Annotated in this window: 13 protein-coding genes; 7 read left to right on the top strand and 6 right to left on the bottom strand. The window is 73.8% G+C overall.

Annotated elements, in window-relative coordinates:
- Positions 1–5 precede the first annotated feature (5 nt).
- The 6 genes from ACZ4MH_RS01970 to ACZ4MH_RS01945 all read left to right on the top strand — a co-directional run bounded on the left by ACZ4MH_RS01970 (position 6) and on the right by ACZ4MH_RS01945 (position 6,807).
- On the top strand, positions 6–1,088 hold the full coding sequence (locus tag ACZ4MH_RS01970) for an AfsA-related hotdog domain-containing protein (protein ID WP_351599452.1): 1,083 nt from the start codon (positions 6–8) through the stop codon (positions 1,086–1,088).
- Positions 1,085–2,161, top strand: coding sequence for a beta-ketoacyl-ACP synthase III (locus tag ACZ4MH_RS01965; RefSeq protein ID WP_351599453.1), 1,077 nt, complete (start codon positions 1,085–1,087; stop codon positions 2,159–2,161). The genes ACZ4MH_RS01970 and ACZ4MH_RS01965 overlap by 4 nt, the downstream gene beginning before the upstream one ends.
- A 52-nt stretch (positions 2,162–2,213) precedes the next feature.
- Positions 2,214–2,468 (top strand): acyl carrier protein, encoded by a 255-nt coding sequence (locus tag ACZ4MH_RS01960; protein ID WP_351599454.1) that lies wholly within the window; start codon positions 2,214–2,216, stop codon positions 2,466–2,468.
- Positions 2,465–3,691, top strand: a complete 1,227-nt coding sequence (locus ACZ4MH_RS01955) for a beta-ketoacyl-[acyl-carrier-protein] synthase family protein (protein ID WP_351599455.1) — start codon at positions 2,465–2,467, stop codon at positions 3,689–3,691. The genes ACZ4MH_RS01960 and ACZ4MH_RS01955 overlap by 4 nt, the downstream gene beginning before the upstream one ends.
- A 44-nt stretch (positions 3,692–3,735) precedes the next feature.
- Positions 3,736–5,457, top strand: a complete 1,722-nt coding sequence (locus ACZ4MH_RS01950; protein ID WP_351599456.1) for a 3-hydroxyacyl-CoA dehydrogenase family protein — start codon at positions 3,736–3,738, stop codon at positions 5,455–5,457.
- An 81-nt stretch (positions 5,458–5,538) separates the two neighbouring features.
- The gene (locus ACZ4MH_RS01945) at positions 5,539–6,807 is read left to right on the top strand and encodes an MFS transporter (RefSeq protein WP_351599457.1); all 1,269 of its coding nucleotides are present in this window, start codon (positions 5,539–5,541) and stop codon (positions 6,805–6,807) included.
- Positions 6,808–6,862: 55 nt separating this feature from the next.
- On the opposite strand, the gene ACZ4MH_RS01940 is transcribed toward ACZ4MH_RS01945, so the two are convergent.
- A complete protein-coding gene (locus ACZ4MH_RS01940) occupies positions 6,863–7,315 on the bottom strand; it encodes a DUF7144 family membrane protein (RefSeq protein ID WP_351599458.1) in 453 nt (150 codons plus the stop codon).
- Positions 7,316–7,577: 262 nt separating this feature from the next.
- Here ACZ4MH_RS01940 and ACZ4MH_RS01935 point away from each other — a divergent pair, with 262 nt between their 5' ends.
- Positions 7,578–8,375 carry a GNAT family N-acetyltransferase gene (locus tag ACZ4MH_RS01935; RefSeq protein ID WP_351599459.1) on the top strand — a complete coding sequence of 266 codons (798 nt, stop codon included), beginning with the start codon at positions 7,578–7,580 and terminating at the stop codon, positions 8,373–8,375.
- Positions 8,376–8,378: 3 nt separating this feature from the next.
- On the opposite strand, the gene ACZ4MH_RS01930 is transcribed toward ACZ4MH_RS01935, so the two are convergent.
- From ACZ4MH_RS01930 to ACZ4MH_RS01910, 5 genes are read right to left on the bottom strand one after another with little or no spacing between them, the layout of a single operon-like run.
- On the bottom strand, positions 8,379–10,502 hold the full coding sequence (locus ACZ4MH_RS01930) for an endo-beta-N-acetylglucosaminidase (RefSeq protein ID WP_351599460.1): 2,124 nt from the start codon (positions 10,500–10,502) through the stop codon (positions 8,379–8,381).
- Positions 10,503–10,504: 2 nt separating this feature from the next.
- Positions 10,505–13,549 (bottom strand): alpha-mannosidase, encoded by a 3,045-nt coding sequence (locus ACZ4MH_RS01925; RefSeq protein ID WP_467753770.1) that lies wholly within the window; start codon positions 13,547–13,549, stop codon positions 10,505–10,507.
- Between the two features lie 30 nt (positions 13,550–13,579).
- On the bottom strand, positions 13,580–14,800 hold the full coding sequence (locus ACZ4MH_RS01920) for a glycoside hydrolase 5 family protein (protein WP_351587289.1): 1,221 nt from the start codon (positions 14,798–14,800) through the stop codon (positions 13,580–13,582).
- A gap of 45 nt (positions 14,801–14,845) precedes the next feature.
- On the bottom strand, positions 14,846–15,676 hold the full coding sequence (locus tag ACZ4MH_RS01915; protein ID WP_351587287.1) for a carbohydrate ABC transporter permease: 831 nt from the start codon (positions 15,674–15,676) through the stop codon (positions 14,846–14,848).
- Positions 15,673–16,551: a carbohydrate ABC transporter permease gene (locus ACZ4MH_RS01910; protein WP_351587285.1), complete on the bottom strand. Its 879-nt coding sequence runs from the start codon at positions 16,549–16,551 to the stop codon at positions 15,673–15,675. Before ACZ4MH_RS01910 ends, ACZ4MH_RS01915 begins: the two co-directional genes overlap by 4 nt.
- Positions 16,552–16,554 lie beyond the last annotated feature (3 nt).

Here is a 16,554-nt window from a genome sequence, read left to right as displayed (position 1 = left end):
GAAACATGCAGTTCACGGCCCCGGCGCGACCAGCGGACGATGAGCGGGCCCTGCCCGCAGTCGACCGCTGGGCGCTCCCCGAATTGTTTCTGACGGCCGTACGGAAATTGACCACGACGGAATATCTCGCGACGGCCCGCATTCCGGGCGAGCACCCTTACTACACCGATCGCGTACCGGGCCCGGAGCGGGGCGCCGGAATCGATCCGCTGCTGCTCATGGAATGCTGCCGACAGGCCGGACCGTACGGCGGTAGGGAATTCTCGGGAATCGAGCCCGACGGGCGGTTCCTGATCGAATCCTGCGAGCTCGCGCTGCCCGGAATCCGCACCGCCGGCCGGACACCCGGACCGGCGGACCTGGCCCTGGCCGTGACCGCCGAAGGCCGCCCCGGCACCGGCACCGCACGGCGGATGACCTACGCCTTCGACATGACCCTTCCGGCGGGCCGTCTCGGCACGGCCGCCCTGCGCGTCCGGCACGTCTCCCGCGAGCTCTACGACGGCCTGCGCCCGGCCCGCGCCCGCAAGGCGGTGGCCCGCGCCGGAGCGCCGGTGCTGCCCTGCACGCCCGTCGCCCCGCACCTTGTCGGCCGCACCCGGCCGGAGAACGTGGTCCTCAGCCGGGTCGCGGTGGAAGGCGGCAGGGCCAAGGCGCTGCTGCGGCTGCCCGCCGACAACCCCGCGCTGTTCGACGCCGGATACGACCACGTACCGGCCATGGTCCTGCTGGAGGCGGCCCGGCAGCTCGCGCTGTGCACCGCCGCCGAAACGTACGGCGCGCTGCCGGCGCTGACGACGGTCGCCGGACTCGACCTGCGCTGTCACCGGTTCGCCGAGCCGCACCTCCCGGTCACCGTACGGCTGAGCGCGTACGGCACCGCCGAGCCGCAGGACGGGCTCGGTGCCGGCCTGCCACAACTCCGCTCCTTCCGGGCGGCGTTCGAGCAGAACGGTACGGCCGTCGCCGAGGGGCGGCTCCACCTCACCACCGCGGGACCGGAGGGGCGCCCCCGCCGCCCGGAGAGCCGGCGGCCGGTCGCCCTGGCTGTCCTCCCCGTCCCGGGCGCCGGACAGGAGCCGGCATGACGGCCGCCACGCACCGCGCCGCGGTCCTCTGTGGCCTGGGCGGAGCCCTGCCTGCCACCGCCGTACCGAACAGCGCGCTGGCCGCGGAGCTGGACACCACCGACGAGTGGATACGCACCCGTACCGGCATCCGGCAGCGCTTCGTCATCGCGCCCGGCGAGGCCACCTCCGACCTGGCCGTGGCGGCCGGGCGCCGGGCCCTGGAATCCGCCCGCAGGGGCCACGGCACCGAGGGCGGTCAGGACGGGACCGCAGCGGACACGGTGGACCTGGTCGTCCTCGCCACCAGCACCCCCGACCACCCCTGCCCGGCCACCGCACCCGCCGTGGCCCAGCGGCTCGGCCTGACCGGCGTCGCGGCCTTCGACATCGGCGCGGTCTGCACGGGCTTCGTCTACGCGCTGGCCACCGCCGCCTCCATGATCACCGCGGGCGCCGCGCGCCGCGCGCTCGTCATCGGCGCCGACACCTTCTCCACCATCCTCGACCCCGCCGACCGCACCACCCGCGCCATCTTCGGCGACGGCGCCGGAGCGGTCGTGCTGCGCGCGGGCGACCCCGCCGAGCCGGGCGCACTGCTCGGCTTCGACCTGGGCAGCGACGGCGCGGGCGAGGAGCTGATCACCGTACCGGCCGGCGGCTCCCGGCAGCGCTCGACGGCCACGCCCCCGCCCGAACGGGACCGGTACTTCACCATGCAGGGCCGCGCCGTCTTCAACGAGGCCGTGCTCAGCATGAGCAAGTCCGCCGAGACGCTGCTCGCCCGGATCGGCTGGCGCGGCACGGACCTGGACCGGGTCGTGGCCCACCAGGCCAACGTCCGCATCCTGCGGGCCGTCGGCGAACAGCTCGGCCTCCCCGAGGACCGCCTCGTCATCAACCTCGACCGCGTCGGCAACACCGTCGCGGGCTCCATCCCCCTGGCCCTCGCCGACGCCGCCGCCGACGGCACCCTGCGCCCCGGCGACAAGGTACTGCTCACCGGCTTCGGCGGCGGCCTCACCTGGGGCTCGGCGGCCCTGCGCTGGCCGTCCCCGTACGTCGAACCGGTCGCGGCGCCGCGGGCGCCCTGACGCGCCCCGCGCCGTGTACCCCTCATTCACCTCTACACGACAAGGAACCACCGTGCCCACCATCGCCCCTGCCGACATCAAGACCCGCCTCGTCACGCTCCTGAGCACCAAGTTCGGGCTGCCCGAGGAGGAGATCCTCGCCGGCGCGACCTTCGACGAGCTGGACATCGACTCGCTCATCCTCGTCGAACTGGGCCTGCTCGTCCGTAAGGAGCTGGGCGTCGTCCTGGCCGAAGGCGACCTGCAGTCCTCCTTCCGTATCGACGACGCCGTCGCGGTCGTCGCCGAGAAGGGCGGCCAGGCATGAGCGCAGGCCGGGAGGTCGCGATCAGCGGCATCGGCCTCGTCACCCCGGCGGGCATCGGCGTCGAGGCCAACTGGGACCGCGTCCGCGCGGGCAGATCCGCCGCGGCCCGCGACCCCGAACTCGCCGGTCTCCCCGTCGACTTTTCCTGCCGCGTACCGGACTTCGACGCGAACGCGCTGCTCGGCCGGCGCACCGCCTGGCGCCTGGACCGCTTCGTACAGCTCGCCATGGTCGCCGCCCGGCAGGCCGTCGCGGACGCCGGACACGATGCCGCGACCTGGGACGGCACCCGCGTGGGCGTCGTCCTGGGGAACTCCCTCGGCGGGACCGCCACGTTCGAGGCCCAGCACCGCACGTACTACGACGGGGCGCCCGACGAGGTCTCCGCGCTGATGATCCCCATGGCGATGGTCAACATGGTCGCCGGCTACGTGGCCATCGACCAGCGCGTCCACGGGCCCAGCCTGGTCACCGCGACCGCCTGCGCCTCCGGCGCCGCGGCCCTCGGCACCGCCCGCGCCTGGCTCGCCGCGGACCTGTGCGACATCGTCCTCGCGGGCGGCACGGAGTCGGCGATCACACCGGCGACGCTCACCGGCCTCTCCCGCATGGGCGCCCTCTCGACCCGGCGTGACGAACCCGCCGCCGCGTCCCGCCCGTTCGCCGCCGACCGCGACGGCTTCGTCGCCGCCGAGGGCGCCGCGGTCCTCGTCCTGGAACGCGCCGATGACCTGCGGGCCCGCGGCGCACGCGGCTACGCCCGCCTCACCGGCTACGGCGCCTCCTCGGACGCCCACCATGCCACGGCGCCCGACCCGGAAGGCAGGGGCGTGACCCGCGCGCTGCGTACGGCACTGCGGGACGCGGGCGTGGCGCCCGACGAGGTCGACCACGTCAACGCGCACGGCACCTCCACGCCCATGAACGACCTGACCGAGGCCCGCGCGCTGCACCGCGTGCTCGGCACCCGCCCCGCCGTGACCTCCACCAAGGGCGTCACCGGGCACACGCTCGCCGCCGCGGGAGCGGTCGAGGCCGCCTACACGGCACTCGCACTGCGCGACGGCGTCGTACCACCCACCGCCAACGTCACCGCGCTGGACCCGGAGATCGAGGTCGACGTGGTGACCGGCGCCGCCCGCAGGACACCGATCGACGTGGCCGTCAGCACCTCGCTCGGCTTCGGCGGCCACAACGCGGCGCTCGTACTGACCGCAGCATGACCCGCGGCGCACCGCCGAACGGGAGAAATGGGGGAACAGCAACGATGGATGAGGAAGCGGAACAGGCCGGCGTGCGGACCGTCGCCGTGGTCGGCCTCGGCACGGCGGGCGCGGCCCTGGCCCGGCGCTGCGCCGCCGCGGGCCTGCGGACGATCGGCGTGACGGCGGACGCGGCGCACGCGGACCGCGCCCGGAAGGAGCTGGCCGGCACCGGCATCGAGGTGACCTGCGCACTCGACGCCGTCGCCGCGGCCGACGCGGTCATCGAGGCGGTACCGGAACGCGCCGCGGCCAAGCGTGCGGTGCTGGCGGCCGTCGCCGCCCACCGCCGTCCCGGCGTCCCGGTGCTCACCACGGCCCTGACCCTGACCGCCGCCGAACTGACCGCGGCGAGCGGCGGCCCCGGTCTGCAGGCCCTCCGCTTCGTACGGGCCGACCGGCTCACCGCGGTCGAGCTGGCCCGGGCACCCGGCACCCCCGAGCGGCACACGGCCATCGTCCTCGCGCTGCTGCACCGCCTCGGGCTGAAGGTGCATCAGGTACCGGACCTGCCGGGGTCGGTCGCTCCCGTGCTGCTCTTCGCGCTGCTCAACCAGGCCGCGTGGATGCACGAGGAGGGCCACGCGAGCGCGGCCGAGCTGGACACCGCCGTACGGCTGGGCTGCGGCTGGCCCGACGGCCCGCTGCGGACGCTCGACGCGATCGGCCTGGACACGGCACTGGACGTACTCGACGGCCTGCACGAACGCCTGGGCCCGCGCTTCCAACCACCGCGCGGCCTGCGGAAATTGGTCGATCAGGGCGCGCTCGGGGCCAAGGCGGGGCGGGGGTATGTGTGCGGGAACGCCGCCGCCACGCCCGCACCTGCCACCGCCACCACCCCCGCCCCCGTCCCCGGCATCGATCCGGTCGTCGTCATCGGCTCCGGCACGATGGCCACCGGTATCGGCGAGGTCTTCCTGCGCGGCGGCTACCGGACCGTGCTGCTGGCCCGTACGGAGGAGAAGGCGGCAGCGGCGGACGAGGCCGTGCGGTTCGGACTGGAGCGCACCGCCGCGAGCGGGCCCGACCCGGTCGAGGCGGTGGCCCGCTGGACGGCGACCACTGACCGGAGCGTGCTCGGCCGCGCGGGGCTCGTGATCGAGGCCGTCGTCGAGGACCCGGCCGTCAAGCGCGCGCTCTTCGCCGAGCTGGGCGCGGTCTGCGCGACCGGCACCCTGCTCGCCACGACCACCTCCAGCCTGCCGGTGGGGGAGTGCGCCACGGCGAGCGGCCGCCCCGCCGACGTCGTCGGGCTGCACTTCTTCAATCCGGCGCCGGCGATGCCGCTGGTGGAACTGGTCCGCGCCGCGGGCACCGGCGAGCCCGCGCTCGCCACCGCCCGGCGCATCGTGACGGGGCTCGGCAAGACCCCCGTCGACTGCGCCGACCGCACCGGCTTCCTCGTCAACGCGCTCCTCTTCCCGTACCTCAACGACGCGTTGGGGCTGCTGGAGGACGGCGCGGTCGGGCCGGCCCTGCTCGACGCGGCGGTGAAGTCGGTCGGCCGCCAGCCCATCGGGCCCACCCGGCTGCTGGACACGGTCGGCGCGGACGTCGCGCTCACCGTGGCCCGGCGGCTGTACGAGCAGTACGGCAGACGGCCGGAGTTCGCGCCCGCGCCCCTGCTGGAGCGGCTGGTCGACGGCGGCTTCCTGGGCCGCAAGAGCGCGGGCCGGGGCGTACGCGCCTACCTGACGGAGGCGGCGGCCGCGGTGGCCGCCTGACGTACGGAACACGGGGGGGGGGACGGGCGAGCAATCGCAGAACGACTCAAGGCCGGGTGCGCCCGGCCGGAAAGACAGCTCATGACGATGGACAGCAGCACCGCATCCGGCCCCTCCTCCGGGACCGTGACAGGGGCGCGGCCGGACGCCCCCGCCGCACGCCCGGCCCCCGCCCCACCACGCCACCGCGGCCTCGCCGTGTGCACGGTCACGGCCCTGCTCTTCACAGTGATGCTCGGCGGCACCCTGCCCACCCCGCTCTACCCCATGTACGCCGCGCGCCTGGGCCTGTCCCCCCTGATGGTGGCCCTGGTGTTCGCGGCGTACGCGCTCGGCATCCTCGGCCCGCTGCTGCTGGCCGGCGGCCTGTCCGACCAGATCGGCCGGCGCGCCGTCCTCGCACCGGCCGTCGGCGTCGGGCTGCTCAGCTGCGTGGTCTTCGCCGCCTTCCCCACCCTCCCCGGCCTGCTCGCGGGCCGCATCCTCTCCGGTGTCTCGGTCGGCCTGACCACGGGCGCGGCCACCGCCTATCTCGGTGAGCTGCACTCCCGCCCGCCCCGCGCCGCGCTCATCGCCGCGGTCACCAACATGGCGGGGCTGGGCGTCGGCCCGCTGCTCTCCGGCCTGCTCGTGGCGCACGCCCCGGCCCCGCTGATCACCCCGTACGCGGTGCTCGCCGCCCTGCTCCTGCCCGGCCTGCTGGTCCTCGCGCTCCCCGAGACCGTGCGCAAGGGCGGGGCGAAGGCCCGCGTCCGGCCGCAGCGGCTGTCGATACCGGCGCCGGCCCGCCCGGTGTTCACCGCGGCGGCCGTCGCCGTGTTCGGCTCGTTCGCGGTCCTCGGGCTGCTGTCGGCGCTGGCGGGCAAGTTCCTGGCCGAGGGTCTGCACCACACCAGCCCGGTCCTCGCGGGCATCGTCGTCTTCTGCGCGTTCGGCAGCGCGGGCCTCGCCCAGTTGGCCGCGGCGCGCATCGCGCCGCGCACCGGGGCGGTGTGGGGCATGGTCGTCGTACCGCTCGGGCTGGCCGCCATCGTGGTCGCGCTGCCGGCCGCCTCGCTGCCGCTGTTCCTGGTCGGCGCCGCTGTGGCGGGCGCGGGCGGCGGCGTGGCGTTCCGGTCGGGGCTCGCGCTGGTGGCGGCCGAGGCCCCGGCGGGCCGCGCGAGCGAACTGATCTCCAGTTACTTCGTCGCCGCCTACCTGGGCCTGGCCGTACCGGCGATCGGCGTCGGCCTGCTGGTCACGGCGACGACACTGCGGACCGCCGCCACGGTGTTCGCCGCTGTGGTGGTCCTGCTGGCCTTGACCAGCATCGCGGTCACGGTACGCACGAGGCCGGCGCCGCGGGGCTGAGCACGGGAGGCCGCCCCGCTCGGCGGAGCGGAGCGGCCTCGGGATCGGGCGCCGGTCAGGGGATGTAACGCGTGCGGTCCGTGCACAGCGACCAGATGACGAAGACGCCGAGCGCGATGCCGACCAGGGCCCAGATGGGCTGGTACGGCAGCCACATGAAGTGCGCGATCACGTACAGCGCCGCCACCACGACGCCGAGGGTGCGGGCCCAGCGGGTCCCCTTGAGCAGCCCGTACCCGATCACGGCGACGGCGAGGCCCAGTACGAGGTGGATCCAGCCCCACGCGGTGGTGTCGAACTTGTAGACATAGGTGTCGCCCGCCAGGTTGCCCGTCAGGACGTACGCCTGGTCGTTGGCGATGCCGGCGATTCCCTCCAGGACGCCGAGGACCCCGGAGACCAGCATCAGGACTCCGGCGAAGAGCGTGCCGCTGGACGCCCAGACGTTGTCCGGGCCGTGCGCCCGGGACGGCTTGGGGCCCGCTGCGTGGGGTGCTGCCTGCGACATGGTGGCTCCCCTTCCGAGACATGCGTCGGCGAATGCCGTCCGTCCAGCGTCGTCCCGCCGCGCCCCGGTGTCCACCGGATACGTTGCAGACCGAACGAACCCGGTCCCGGACGGGCACGCCCGGCTGGACGCCGGGACCGGGAGACCTCAGGTCCGTTCGCGAGGGGCGCGCAGCGCGCAGGCGGTGCGGCACCGCTCCTGTGGGCCTTCCGGGCGCGGAAAACCCGTTGTCCCGCCGCGCGGCCCCTGCTGAGGTGAGCACATGGATCACGAAGCGGTGCTCGCGGCGTACGACCGGCACATGCGGCAGGGGGCGCGGCCCGACGGCCCCGGCTCCCGGATCGAGCGGGCGGACGGCGTGGTCCGGCAGGCCGCCGACGCGGCGGACGGCTGGCACGGCGTCCTCTGGGCGGACCTCACGCCCGCCACCGCGGACGCCGCGATCGCCGCGCAGATCCGGTACTTCACCGGGCTCGGCCGGGCCTTCGAGTGGAAGCTGCACGCCCACGACCGCCCGGCCGGCCTCGCGGACCGACTGCTGGCGGCCGGTTTCGTCCCCGAGGACGAGGAGACCCTGATGGTCGCCGAGGCCCGTGACCTCCCCACCGCGGTGGACCTCCCGGCCGGTGTCCGCCTGGAGCCGGTCACCGGCGCCGCCGGCGTCGACCTCATGCTCACGGTGCACGAACGTGCCTTCGGCCCCGGCCGCGCCCGCTTCGGCAGCCAGCTCCTCGACCGGCTCGCCGCGGCCCCGGAGACGGTGGTGGCGGTGGTCGTGATGGCAGGGGAGGAGCCGGTGAGCGCGGCCCGCATGGAACTGCCGCCGGACGCGCCCTTCGCCACCCTCTGGGGCGGCGGCACCGACCCGGCCTGGCGCGGCCGCGGCATCTACCGCGCCCTGATCGCCCACCGCGCCCGCATCGCCGCCGCACGTGGCTACCCGTACCTCCAGGTCGACGCCTCCGACCAGAGCCGCCCCATCCTCCAGCGGCTCGGCTTCGCGCCGCTGACGACCACGACCCCGTACGTGTTCACGCCCGGGGCCGCGGCCACCGGCTGACGATCAGGGCCAGCGCACCGTGGCCACGGCGCTGCCGCCCCGAGTGCCGTCCGGCGCCACCGCCGTCAGGCGCAGCTCCGTCCCGCGCTCGGACCCGGACCGCGTCAGGGCCTTGACGTAGTACACGTCGTCGAAGATCCGCCCCAGCGACTCGGTACGGCCGCCCGGGAGCTCCCGGGTGAGGTCGTAGTACCAGACGCCCTGCCGTGCCAGCCGCCAGGAGAGGAAGACCTCGGCGGTGTCCCCGGCGGGGTGCACGGCGTCGACCGTGAAGCCGGCGGGTGCGGCCGGGCGGGGCGCGGGGCGGCCGGCGAGGAAGGCGAGTTCGCCGAGACGGAAGGTGTGGTCGGCGGGGCCGCCCGTGGTGGAGAACCGGACAGCCACCGCGGCGACGGTACGCCCCGCGAGCGCGGCCAGCGGCAGCTCCGCGGTGGTCCAGCCGCCCGCGCGCGGCCGGGCTGCGGGCAGCCAGACCGTGGCCCCGGGGTCCTCCTCGGTGATCAGGCCCAGCTCGACCCGGCCCGCCCGCTCGTCCGTCGCGTACACCAGCCGGGCCCGCTCCCCGCCCGTGACCCGCAGCCGGGTCTTGAACAGCCGGGCGGTGGTGGGCCCTTCCGGGGTGAGGCGGCCGGAGAAGCGCAGCGAGCTGCCGCCGTCGTAGGCCGTGGCGTAGTCGTACTCCGCGTGCAAGGGTTCGGCGCCGCCCGCGCCCCGCGTCCAGAACTGCCAGGTGGGCAGCACGTCCTGGATGCCGATGTTGTTCCACTCCCGGTCGGACACCTGACGGCCCGCCAGGAAGAAGGCACGCCCGTGCCCGGTGTTGAAGCGGGTGACGAAAGGAAAGCTGCCGATCACCGACCGCTCGGTGAGGTACCGGGCCACGCCGTCCCACTTGCGGAAGTTGTGCTCGTCGCGCGGCTTGCCGTCGTCCTCGTCCGGCCAGGGCACGTACTCCGTGCGCCCGGTCCGGGTCGGGTCCTCGTTCGGGCCCGACCAGTAGTGCCGCTCGCGCACGAAGACCTCGCCCTGCGCGTCCGGGTCCTCGCGCTCGGGGTAGCGGTCCCAGGGGAAGTGCGAGCCGAACAGCGCCCAGCTGGTCCGGGCCGGCTCCCCGTCGGGACAGACCATCCGGGCGTCGAACGGCGGATTGAAGCCGTACTTCTCGGTCTCGGTGCCGTGGAAGACCGCCTCGTACGGGTCGAGGCCCCGCTCCAGGGCCGTGCGGCGCGAGGTCTCCACGCCCTCCTCGGTGAGCCAGTAATTGGCGAAGAGGCTGTGGTTGACGGGGGTGTCGCCATGCTGGATCCAGTCGGCGTTCTTGTCGTTGAGCTCGTTCTGGTAGTCCAGCTTCCCGCCGGTGGTGATCGTGTCGTACCACTGGAGGTGGAAGCCCTCGGGCGCCTTGGCCCGCAGGTACGTCAGCATCCGCATCAGCTCGTGCGCGTCGGCCGCGGAGATGCTCGCTTCCTGGTTGATGAAGTAGCCGTCGAAGCCGAAGTAGTCGGCCATCGCCAGGAGTCCGTCGGCCACCGGGTACGAGCCGTCGGCGCGGCGCTCCAGGAGGTCGGCGAAGGTGCCGGTGCGCGGCCAGAACCAACAGCCCAGGCTGCGCGCGCCGTTGCGGTGCGCGGCGTCGGTCCAGGCCGGGTTCGGCAGGTTCACCACGCCGTGCACCGGCTCGTCCTCGGGCGAGCCGTCGACCGGCATCCCGTGCCAGGAGCCGTACAGGTCGGTGTACTGCCAGAAGCGCAGCAGCCTGCGCGCGAAGACGTCGCCGTACTTGTATGCGGTGAAGAAGGAGTTGTCGTAGTCGTAGCTGAGGTTCATCAGCCGCGGGCCGGTCGCCAGGTTCGGGTCAGCCTGGGTGGCGGCGAACGCGGGAATGCGGCGGGCGAGCGGCACGCGCGAGCGGAAGTGGCGCGCGAACCGGTCGGTCTTCGGGCTCCAGGACTTCAGCGCGGCCGCGTCGTAGCCGTGCATGAAGGGCTGGTGGGCGCCGCGCGCGGGGGCGGCAGCGGCGGCGGGCGGCGCACTGAAAGGACCCAGCGGCCCGGTCAGCCCCACGGCCACCCCGGCCGCGCCCAGCATCCGTACGAAGGTTCTGCGATCCAGCGGTCCACTGCTCACGGTCACGCCTCCTCGATGGCGCCGCGGCCCAGCCGCAGCGTGACGATCTCGAACGGATGGAGCTCCAGGGGCAGTACGCCGCCCTCGCACCGCTCCTCGCCGGTTCCGGCGGGCCGCTCCAGCAGGTCGCACCGGACCGCGGAGGCCACCGGGAAGCCGCAGGTCAGTGCCGTACGGACGCGCCCGCCGCGGGCCTCGTGGAGGCGTACCACCACGTCCCCGCTGCCGTCGTCCGCGAGCTTCACGGCCGTGACGGTGACGGCCTCGCCGGCCACCGACACCAGCGGCTCGACCGCCGCGTCGCCCGGCACGCGCCGCTCCGGCAGGTTCAGCGCCCAGCCCTCGCGCACCGCGTCGCCGATCCCGGCGCCCGGCACGAGCGCACAGCGGAAGCGGTGGGTGCCCTGGTCGGTGCGCGGGTCGGGGAAGCGCGGCGCGCGCAGCAGGGAGAGCCGTACGGTCGTGGTCGTGCCGCGGCCCGTCTCCCGTGCCGCGCGCGAGGCGTCGTACCCGTACGTGGAGTCCGTCACGAGCGCCACGCCCCAGCCGGGCTCCTCGACGTGCACGAAGCGGTGCGCGCACGCCTCGAACTTGGCCGCGTCCCAACTGGTGTTGGTGTGGGTGGGCCGGTACAGGTGCCCGAACTGGGTCTCCGCCGCGACCCGGTCCGCGTGCACGTCCAGCGGGAAGGCGGCCTTGAGGAACTTCTCCGTCTCGTGCCAGTCCACCTCGGTCGCGATCTCCAGCCGCGCCGCGCCCGGCGGCAGCGTCAGCACCTGCTCGACGGCCGAGGAGCCGAACGTCCGCCGGACCCGGACGGCACCGGCCGTGCCGCCGTCCACGGCCTCCACCGCATCGGCCTCCACCAGGTCCGTCACCGTGCTGCGGTAGAACTCGTCCACGTCCCAGGCGTCCCACATCGTCGGGAAGTCCTGGTGCAGCTGGAGCAGGTTGGCCGCCTTGCCGGGCGCCAGCGTCTCCCGCCCGGCCCGCAGGTCGTACAGGGAGACCAGCAGCCCGCGGCCGTCGATCTCGGCCCGCAGCAGCCCGTTGTCCAGGACGTAGCCGCCGCCCGCGCGCGGCACGCAGCCCGTGCCGTTCGCCGCCGCCCGCTCGGGCAGCGCACCGCGCGCCGGCACGCCCTCCCGCCCGTGCGGCGCCGCGTTGAACACCAGCGTGGAGCCCGCCGCCGGATCGCCCGCCAGCACCCGCTGGGCCGCCTCGATGAGCGTTTCCAGCTCCACCGCGATGCGCGCGTACCGTTCCGCCGCCTCCCGGTGCACCCAGGCGATCGACGTGCCCGGCAGGATGTCGTGGAACTGGTGCAGCAGCACCTCCTTCCACAGCCGGTCCAACTCCGCGTACGGGTAAAGATGTCCGGTCCGCACCGCCGCCGTCGCCGACCACAACTCCGCCTCGTACAGCAGGTGTTCGCTGCGCCGGTTGCCCTGCTTCGTACGGACCTGGCTGGTCAGCGTCGCGCGGTGCAGCTCCAGATACAGCTCACCGGCCCACACCGGCGCGTCCGGGTACTCCGCGTGCGCCTTCTCGAAGAACTCCGCGGGCTTCTCGAAGACGACCTTGGCCGAGCCCTCCAGATTGGCCAGCCGCCGCGCCCGCGCGAGCATGTCGCGGGTCGTGCCGCCGCCCCCGTCGCCCCAGCCGGTCGGCGCCAGCGACCGGGTCGCCGCGCCCTTCTCGCGGAAGTTGCGTGCCGCGTGCGCGACTTCCTGGCCCGACAGCTGCGCGTTGTAGGTGTCCATCGGCGGGAAGTGCGTGAACACCCGCGTGCCGTCCAGACCCTCCCACCAGAAGGTGTGGTGCGGGAACTTGTTGTCCCGGCTCCAGGAGATCTTCTGCGTCAGGAACCACTTGGCGCCCGCCTGCCGGACCAGCTGGGGGAGCGCAGCGGAGTACCCGAAGGTGTCCGGCAGCCACACCTCCTCCGTCTCGACCCCGAACTCCTCCAGGAAGAACCGCTTGCCGTGCACGAACTGCCGTGCCAGCGCCTCGGGTCCCGGCATGTTGGTGTCCGACTCCACCCACATGCCGCCCACCGGCACGAACCGGCCGTCCGCCACCGCCTTCTTCACCCGCGCGTACACCTCGGGCCGGTGCTCCTTCAGCCACGCGTACTGCTGCGCCTGCGACATCGCGTACACGAAGTCCGGGTCGTCCTCCAGCAGCGCGGTCATGTTGGACGCTGTGCGGGCGACCTTCCGCACCGTCTCGCGCAGCGGCCACAGCCACGCCGAGTCGATGTGTGCGTGGCCGACGGCGCTGATGCGGTGCGCGGAGGCGTGCGCGGGCGCGGCCAGCACGTCGGTCAGCAGCTCACGGGCGCGGGCCGCCGTCCCGCCGATGTCCTGCAGATCCACCGCGTCCAGTGCGCGTTCCACCGCCCGCAGGATCTCCCAGCGGCGCGCCGTGTCCTCGCCCAGCTCGGCCATCAGCTGGCCGAGCACCTCCAGGTCGTGCGCCAGCTCCCACACGGTCCCGTCGAAGACGGCCAGGTCCATCCGGGCCAGCTTGTACTGCGGCACATCGCCGGCCGTCTCCCGGTCGCCGAGCTCGGTGGGGAGGAAGGGGTGGTAGTCCAGGATCACGGGGTTGGCGGACGCCTCGACGTGCAGGTGCACCTCCTCGCCGCCGCGGGCCGGGGCGGCGATGCGTACCCACTGGTTGCGCGGGTTGAGACCCTTCACCGGCGAGCCGTCCGGGCGGTACACCAGGCCCTCGCACTGGAAGCCCGGCATGTTCTCGTCGAAGCCCAGGTCCAGCAGCGCCTCGACGGTACGGCCCGCCCACGCCTCGGGGACGGTGCCGCGCACGGTGAACCAGCTGGTGCCCCACGGCGGGCCCCATGGGGCGCCGGGCTCGATGGGCGTACGCGGCGCGGCGATGCCCTCGGCGACCGGCACTGGCTCCCCGGGCGCGTGCCACACGCCGACGGTCAGCGGCACCGACTCCGGGTACACGGCGGGCCACAGGCGCTCTTCCAGCACCCGCTTCAGGCGGGCTTCGGTGGTGGTGCGGTGGTCGTGCATGGCGGTGGGACTCCTTCAGGAACGGGGCTGTCAGACCTGGTCGGGGGCGAGCACTTCCGTGATGCCGCGCGCCTTCAAGTGGGCGTCATCGCCCGCGAGTTCGCGCCGTACGCAAGCGGGCCGCAGGCCGCGCTCGGCCAACCGCATCCAGGCCTCGAAGACCGGGCCGCCGGGCGCGCACGGGGTGCCGCTCTCCACGGCCAGCGCGAGGGTGCGCGGCTCCGGTACATGCGGCGCGGACCGCTGCTCCCGTACGGCGTCGGCGAGGGCGAGCCCCTCCGGCTTGGCCCGCCGGTCGTTCGTCAGCAGCCCGAGGCTGTACTCCAGCTCGGGGAAGTCCGCCAGCGCCCGGTCCACGTCGTGCGAACACCACCACGTGATGCCCCACAGGTCCGTGCAGTCCAGCGCGGCGCGCACGGTGTCCCGTACGAAGCCGGGCGCGTGCTCGGCGGGAATGTGCGGCGCCGGCGCGCCCACCTCCTGGAGCCACACCGGCCGGCCCGTGTCCGCCGCCCACGCCTTGGACAGCTCGATGAGGTACGCGGCGTGCTGGGCCGTGGCCGTGGACTCGCGCCCGTACCGCTGTGCCGTCCCGTTGAACACCCACGCGTGCACGGCGGTCAGCGCGCCGAGCGTGGCGGAGTGACCCGGCGTGAACGGATGCCCGTCGAGGTACCAGGCCGCGTCGTACGAGGCATGCAGGTGCAGCCGGCCGGGTGCGCCGCGCTCGCAGGCCGCCAGCATTCGCTCCAGCCAGGCGGTGGCCTGCGCGGGAGTGATGCGGTCGGGGTCGGGGTGCGGGTCGCCGGAGAACTGGTTGGTCTCGTTGCCCAGGGTCATGCCGAGGAAGTTCGGCCGGTCGGCGAGCGCCGCGGCCAGCGTCTCCAGGTACGCCGCCTGGCCGTCCAGTACATCGGGGTCGCTGAAGAGGTTCCGCCGGTGCCAGGTGGTGGTCCAGGCGGGCACGAAGTCGAAGCTGGACAGGTGGCCCTGGAGGCCGTCGACGGCGACGTCCAGGCCGCGTTCGGCGGCCGCGTCGGCCAGGGAGACCAGCTGGTCCACCGCGCGCGGGCGGATCAGGGTGCGGTTGGGCTGGAAGAGCGGCCACAGGGGGAAGACCCGGACGTGGTCCAGGCCGAGGGCCGCGATGGAATCGAGGTCGGCCCGGACCTCGTCCAGGTCGAAGTCGAGCCAGTGGTGGAACCAGCCGCAGGTGGGCGTGTAGTTCACACCGAAGCGGAGCGGGGGCATACGGGTCCTGTTCGACGGAGAAGGGGGAGCGTCGCTTACGGCGGGTCAGCCCTTGACCGCGCCCTCGCCGACGCCGCGGAAGAAGTACCGCTGCAGGCAGGCGAACATCACGATCAGCGGCGCGACCGCGATGATCGTGCCGGCGGCGACCACGCGTGGCTTGTCGGCGAAGGTGCCGTGCAGGAAGTTCAGGCCGACGGTGAGCGTGAAGTGGTCCGGGTCGGAGAGCACGATCAGCGGCCAGAGGAAGTCGTCCCAGGCGCCCATGAACGCGAAGATCGCGACGACCGCGAGAGTGCCCTTGACCGACGGCAGCGCGATGCGCAGAAAACGCTGCCAGACGTTGGCGCCGTCCACGACGGCCGCCTCCTCGATCTCGTACGGGATCGCGCGGAAGGCGTTGCGCATCAGCAGCACGTTGAGCGCGCCGACGCTGCCCGGCAGGACGACGGCGACCAGCGTGTTGTTCAGGCCCAGGTCGCGCATGGTGGTGAACTGCGCGATGACGATGGACTCCAGGGGGACCAGCAGCGCGGCGACGAAGAGCAGTCCGGCCGCCGTACGGCCGCGGAAGCGCAGCCGGGCCAGCGCGTATCCGGCGAGCGAGGCGCCGACGCAGTTGGTCAGGACGTTGGCGGCGGCGACCTTCAGGGAGTTCAGCGCGTAGTCCCAGACCGGGATGATCCGGGCCACCTCGGCGTAGTTGGCGAGGGTCGGGTCGTGCGGGACGAACGACGGCGGCGAGGGATAGATGTTCTCGGCCGGGCCCTTGAGCGAGGTGGACAGCTGCCACAGGAAGGGCCCGACGGTGATCGCCAGCACGGCGAGCATCAGGAGGTAACGCACGACCCGCTCCGTGCGGCCGAGGCGGGTCATGCGGCGTTCTCCTTACGGTCGGCGCGCAGTACGAGCAGCATCAGCACCAGCGCGATGCAGAAGATGACGAGGGAGAGCGCGGAGGCGTAGCCGACCCGGCCCGAGAGCCCGGTGCCGGAGCGCTGGACGAGCATCACGAGCGTGCTGTCCTCCCCGGCCGGGCCGCCGGTCGGCCCGGCCAGCAGATACACCTCGGAGAACACCTTGAAGGCGGCCACCGAGGAGAGCGCGCCGACCAGCACCATCGTGGAGCGCACGGCGGGCACGGTGACGGTGACGAAGCGGCGCAGCGGCCCTGCGCCGTCCACGGCGGCCGCCTCGTGCAGCTCCTTGGGCACCTGTGCCAGCGCCGCCAGGTAAATGATCATGTAGTAGCCGAGGCCCTTCCAGACCGTCAGGGCCATCGCGCACAGCAGCACCAGCCAGGCGTCGCCGAGGAAGGACACCGGGCCCGCGCCCAGCATCTCCAGCATGCTGTTGAGCAGCCCGCGGTCGTCCAGCATCCACACCCAGATCAGCGCGACCACGACCACGGACGCGACCACCGGCGTGTAGAAGGCCGCGCGGAAGAAGACGACGCCCTTGAGCGGCTTCTCCACGAGCAGCGCGAGCAGCAGCGGCAGCAGGACCGTGCACGGCACGACGACCACGACGTACAGCAGGCTGTTGCGCAGCGCCGTCCAGAACTGGCCGTCCGCCAGCATCTCCTGGAAGTTGCGCAACCCCACCCACACGCCGGGGGTGAGGGTCCGCGCGTCGGTGAAGGCGTGCTGAACGGTGCTGAGGAAGGGATACAGGATGAAGGCCGCGACCACGGCCAGGCCCGGCAGCAGGAACAGCCAGGGACTGGCCGTGCGATGGGTCCGTACGCTCATGGC

It is taken from the genome of Streptomyces sp. NPDC026301 (genome assembly GCF_055567935.1).
Note: the sequence above shows the minus strand (reverse complement) of the source record. Positions and strands in the feature narration are given on the sequence as shown.

What these genes read in the sequence shown, in the direction of transcription:
- ACZ4MH_RS01970 (WP_351599452.1), top strand. Translation starts at nt 6, where the DNA reads ATGCAGTTCACGGCCCCGGCGCGACCAGCGGACGATGAGCGGGCCCTG.
- ACZ4MH_RS01965 (WP_351599453.1), top strand. Translation starts at nt 1,085, where the DNA reads ATGACGGCCGCCACGCACCGCGCCGCGGTCCTCTGTGGCCTGGGCGGA.
- ACZ4MH_RS01955 (WP_351599455.1), top strand. Translation starts at nt 2,465, where the DNA reads ATGAGCGCAGGCCGGGAGGTCGCGATCAGCGGCATCGGCCTCGTCACC.
- ACZ4MH_RS01950 (WP_351599456.1), top strand. Translation starts at nt 3,736, where the DNA reads ATGGATGAGGAAGCGGAACAGGCCGGCGTGCGGACCGTCGCCGTGGTC.
- ACZ4MH_RS01945 (WP_351599457.1), top strand. Translation starts at nt 5,539, where the DNA reads ATGACGATGGACAGCAGCACCGCATCCGGCCCCTCCTCCGGGACCGTG.
- ACZ4MH_RS01940 (WP_351599458.1), bottom strand. Translation starts at nt 7,315, where the DNA reads ATGTCGCAGGCAGCACCCCACGCAGCGGGCCCCAAGCCGTCCCGGGCG.
- ACZ4MH_RS01935 (WP_351599459.1), top strand. Translation starts at nt 7,578, where the DNA reads ATGGATCACGAAGCGGTGCTCGCGGCGTACGACCGGCACATGCGGCAG.
- ACZ4MH_RS01925 (WP_467753770.1), bottom strand. Translation starts at nt 13,549, where the DNA reads ATGCACGACCACCGCACCACCACCGAAGCCCGCCTGAAGCGGGTGCTG.
- ACZ4MH_RS01920 (WP_351587289.1), bottom strand. Translation starts at nt 14,800, where the DNA reads ATGCCCCCGCTCCGCTTCGGTGTGAACTACACGCCCACCTGCGGCTGG.
- ACZ4MH_RS01915 (WP_351587287.1), bottom strand. Translation starts at nt 15,676, where the DNA reads ATGACCCGCCTCGGCCGCACGGAGCGGGTCGTGCGTTACCTCCTGATG.
- ACZ4MH_RS01910 (WP_351587285.1), bottom strand. Translation starts at nt 16,551, where the DNA reads ATGAGCGTACGGACCCATCGCACGGCCAGTCCCTGGCTGTTCCTGCTG.